This window comes from Nostoc foliaceum FACHB-393, assembly GCF_014698505.1.
Taxonomy (GTDB): domain Bacteria; phylum Cyanobacteriota; class Cyanobacteriia; order Cyanobacteriales; family Nostocaceae; genus Nostoc; species Nostoc foliaceum_A.
Genome location: NZ_JACJTD010000159.1, coordinates 1 through 3,635, shown reverse-complemented (window position 1 = coordinate 3,635; position 3,635 = coordinate 1). Strand labels below are relative to the sequence as shown.

The following is a 3,635-nucleotide window of genomic DNA, read 5'->3' as shown; positions in this document are numbered from 1 at the left end:
CCCCCCTCGTAATGATTATCATTTTTATAATGAGTGAGATTTAATTTCCTCAAAGCCTTATGTAGTTTGAGTCTTGGCGTATTTCACCCTGATTCAGGCTCGTCAATATTTAGATGCGTTTGCCCTGGAGCTTAATTGCACTATATCTACATTTAAAACAGATGAGATTAAGCTAATAAATGTAGTTTTTCCTGTTCCATTCAATCCAATAAATATCGTTACATCTTCAAAAAAAGAAGCAGAAGCTTTTGAACGTCCCCAAAATCCCTTAATTTCAACATCTTTAATAATCATAAATAAAAAAGTTAAGTTTTTCCGGTAAAACTACTAAATAATATCTAGCCTTCTAAATTAAACTTATTTTCCTACTGAACAATTAACATTTGTTGTTTTTAAGCGATACAGATTAAATATTCTATAAAATTTATTTTAATTTTTATTAATTTATTCCAAAATAGTTTAATCATTAATAACACATATTGTCGTGATAGCTACATTATTAGTTAAATGAAATATATGAATACTAAATGAAATTAAATAAAGTTTGAAAATTATCCTTGCTGATATTCTTTACTTATGATTCCCAGATTACAAACAAAAATCACATCTGACTTAAATTACTTTATTTAATTTAAATGTAATTAGTTATAATAAAAACTAATGATTATAGTAGTCGTAAAACCCTGACAAGCAAGGTCTGTGTTGACTCCTCTTATTACTCAAATCCTAATTTTATCTGTATTGAACCTATCCCACTAATAAAATTCTTTGAATCCAGATATGAATAGTAGCAAGGTCAATGAATGCATCAAAATATACTTTTTTACGTTCCTAATGAACAACTAGGCTACGATATTTAAGTTGATACTAAGTAAAGCAACGTTCTTGCTGATATCTGGGAACAGAGATTTTAATAGGTCTACCTCTATTCTTCTTGGTTTTTCAGATCCGTTTTGGTATTTTGGGTCGAATGCCTCGCTTACGTAGCGTAGCACGTTTTCCCTTTGAATCGTAACCTTTATCTGTAGCCAGTACCTTAAGTTTCTTACGTGGTCTACCCCGCTTCATAGTTCTCAGTTTTACTTTGTCAAGTAGAGGTAATACTTGTTCTCTCTCGTTACCATTGGGGGGAGTGGTAAAGTTAGCTAGCGGCATTCCATTGACTAGAGCAAACGTTGGAGAATGCCCCCCATTGTGGGTAATTCAATATTTGCTAGACAGCAAGTATTACGCCAGCATGAGGGCAACAATCAGCAAGTTTGAGAAGCAGTGGAATCTATCTGTAGTCAATTATCAGGTGCAAAAATCTAGTGAGACGTTGTTTACTTCTGAAGACATCGCCATGAGATCCAAGACTAGACTATTGCGGATGGAAAAACTGAAGACGGCTTCTTTGGTTGGGGAAAATCCTGGTTTTAACTTCCTCCAGCAATGCTGTCATGATGACCCTGCTTTGCAAATTGTAATAAAGAAATTGCTGGCGAAGTTTCCGCGGTGGGGGGTTGCGATTGTGGATGGGGTGTTGGTGAGGTTCGATGAGTAGTGATGTCTACGACGGGCTACGCCTACGCAGAACTTTTTAGTTTACTGAACTTGAATAACTCAACCGCATTTCTTTGCTTTCTAGCTAAAAGTGATTAGTTTACCGAAAAAGATTAGGTAGCAAATAGGTCGCCCCAGTATATAAAAGGTAAAAGGCAAAACCGAAAAACAAGGTATTCAAAACGGTGGCTACATAGCCTAAGCACATTAATATACCGTCAGATTCAATAGTTGCAACCGCCAAGAGTAACATTCCCACAGCAGGAATAGGATTGGTAGCAGGAGGATATGGCGACATTAGTAATATTGCCAACCAGGTGAGACATATCCCATTGAACCGCCAAGTTAATGGATTTTCGGCAACCTTCTGAAAACGCGGACGGGAGATTTTTTCTAAGACTTTGGTCACACGTTGTAAATTTTTCAACAGTGTTTGAGCAAACCAATTAGGGAATTTAAGGCTGGCAATTTTTTTCGGCAGCCACGGTGTACGCCTCCCCAAAGCCATCTGTCCTGACATCAACAAGCAAGCTATACCAAGAGGAGTACTTAATCCCGGTGGCGTGGGTATCAAAAATGGTAACACCAACAATGCAATCACTAGGCTAAAACCCCGTTCTGAGGTTTCTAAAATCACGTCACCCAGAGTCAAAGGTTTTTCAGCTAAATGTTGCAATAATGACTTTATATCTTGAGAAAATTTTAGGGTCATATAGGGTTTGCTGAAAACGCAGGAGGCTGTAAAGCAAGGTTATTCATTGGTCTTTGAAGTCAGGTTAAACTAACAAAAAAGCATTTCCAATTGTAAAACACTCGTTGAAGATCTGTGTGACTTATCTTGATGGACTACTTTGGACACAACAAAACTGGCTTGAGCAAGCCAGTAGTTGGATTGATTGTGAGTTACATCAAAAAGACATCAAACGCATTGATTCAATTAAGCAGCTTCGCGTTCGTCATTGGTCAACAGTTCTGCAAATACCCACAAGCATCGGTAACATTTATTTCAAAGCAGTTGTATTAGAGCTTGCTTATGAAGCCGCACTTAGCCAAGTTCTATCGCATCGGTATCCTCAATGTATGCCACAAGTTTTAGCGATTAATGGGGAGAAAGGTTGGCTACTTATGCTTGATGGAGGGATGATGCTTCAGGACACTCTGAAAATTGAAGATGACATTAAACATTGGCAGAATCTCTTACCCTGCTATGCAAAATTGCAACAAGATTGTACCAAATATCTTAATGAGTTTCTGGAATTGGGTGTGCCTGATCGTCGTTTAGCAAGCTTGCCTGTTATGTTTCAACAACTGTTAATGGATACCGAAACATTAGGGCTGAATCAGCCTGGTGGACTTAATTTACTCGAATATCAGTGCTTACAGAATCAGGCTAACTTATTAGTTAAATTATGTGAAAAACTAGCGACCTTTGGCATACCAGAAACTTTGCATCATGGTGACTTACACGATGGGAACATCTTTATTTGCGATGAAAATTACTTGTTTTTTGACTGGGGTGATAGTAGCATCACTCATCCTTTTTTCAGCCTCCATAGTACCTACGATTGTTTGAAGAGGAGATTAAAATTAGCAAAAAATTCATCTTGGTTTGAGCGACTGGGAGCTTGCTACTTAGAACAATGGGCTGAATATGAGACTAAGGAAAGACTCCAACAAGCGTTTGAGCAAGCTCAACAATTGTCTCCTATTGTTGCAGCTTTGAGGTGGTTGCCAGTTTTATCCACAATGGATGCAATCCATCGAAACCAATATATGGAAGCAGTTCCAAATTTGTTAAGGGAGTTTCTAAGCATGATCTCAGTTTGATCAGGATAAGTAAGCTGTTGTGAATCTGCTTCCCATCTTGCTGCTCGTAGCTGGGCATGTCAGGAGAAAACCAAGTTTCGGTGTAGGAGTCAAAGCAGTTGATGAGGGTGAAAGTTCCGCCGCGTCCATACCAAATCCTGAAAAATGGTCGCATGAGGCGATTGTTGCGCGGTCAAATATGCGACCGGAGCGGATGCAGAAACTGAAAGTTGCGGCGAATTCGGGGCAGAATCCGGGGTTTGACTTCCTCCAACAATGCTGGAATG

At 38.5% G+C, this 3,635-nt stretch carries 5 protein-coding genes and 1 pseudogene; 3 read left to right on the top strand and 3 right to left on the bottom strand.

The features are described 5' to 3' along the window. Window positions 1-102: 102 nt before the first annotated feature. Both H6G92_RS38445 and H6G92_RS41295 read right to left on the bottom strand, forming a co-directional pair. Entirely contained in the window at window positions 103-294 is a 192-nt protein-coding gene (locus tag H6G92_RS38445; protein ID WP_190902061.1) for an AAA family ATPase, read from the bottom strand. Window positions 295-942: 648 nt separating this feature from the next. Then, the gene (locus H6G92_RS41295; RefSeq protein WP_190902059.1) at window positions 943-1,155 is read right to left on the bottom strand and encodes a transposase; all 213 of its coding nucleotides are present in this window, start codon (window positions 1,153-1,155) and stop codon (window positions 943-945) included. Between H6G92_RS41295 and H6G92_RS40150 the strand changes: the two genes are divergently transcribed. After that, window positions 1,133-1,543 (top strand): hypothetical protein, encoded by a 411-nt coding sequence (locus H6G92_RS40150; protein WP_313890066.1) that lies wholly within the window; start codon window positions 1,133-1,135, stop codon window positions 1,541-1,543. The genes H6G92_RS41295 and H6G92_RS40150 overlap by 23 nt on opposite strands. Before the next feature lie 99 nt (window positions 1,544-1,642). On the opposite strand, the gene H6G92_RS38430 is transcribed toward H6G92_RS40150, so the two are convergent. Then, the gene (locus tag H6G92_RS38430) at window positions 1,643-2,254 is read right to left on the bottom strand and encodes an exopolysaccharide biosynthesis protein (RefSeq protein WP_152592216.1); all 612 of its coding nucleotides are present in this window, start codon (window positions 2,252-2,254) and stop codon (window positions 1,643-1,645) included. A gap of 116 nt (window positions 2,255-2,370) precedes the next feature. Between H6G92_RS38430 and H6G92_RS41005 the strand changes: the two genes are divergently transcribed. Both H6G92_RS41005 and H6G92_RS38420 read left to right on the top strand, forming a co-directional pair. Then, window positions 2,371-3,369 carry a phosphotransferase gene (locus tag H6G92_RS41005; RefSeq protein ID WP_190902057.1) on the top strand — a complete coding sequence of 333 codons (999 nt, stop codon included), beginning with the start codon at window positions 2,371-2,373 and terminating at the stop codon, window positions 3,367-3,369. A 19-nt stretch (window positions 3,370-3,388) separates the two neighbouring features. Further along, window positions 3,389-3,635: pseudogene (locus H6G92_RS38420) on the top strand (hypothetical protein); the annotation flags it as partial.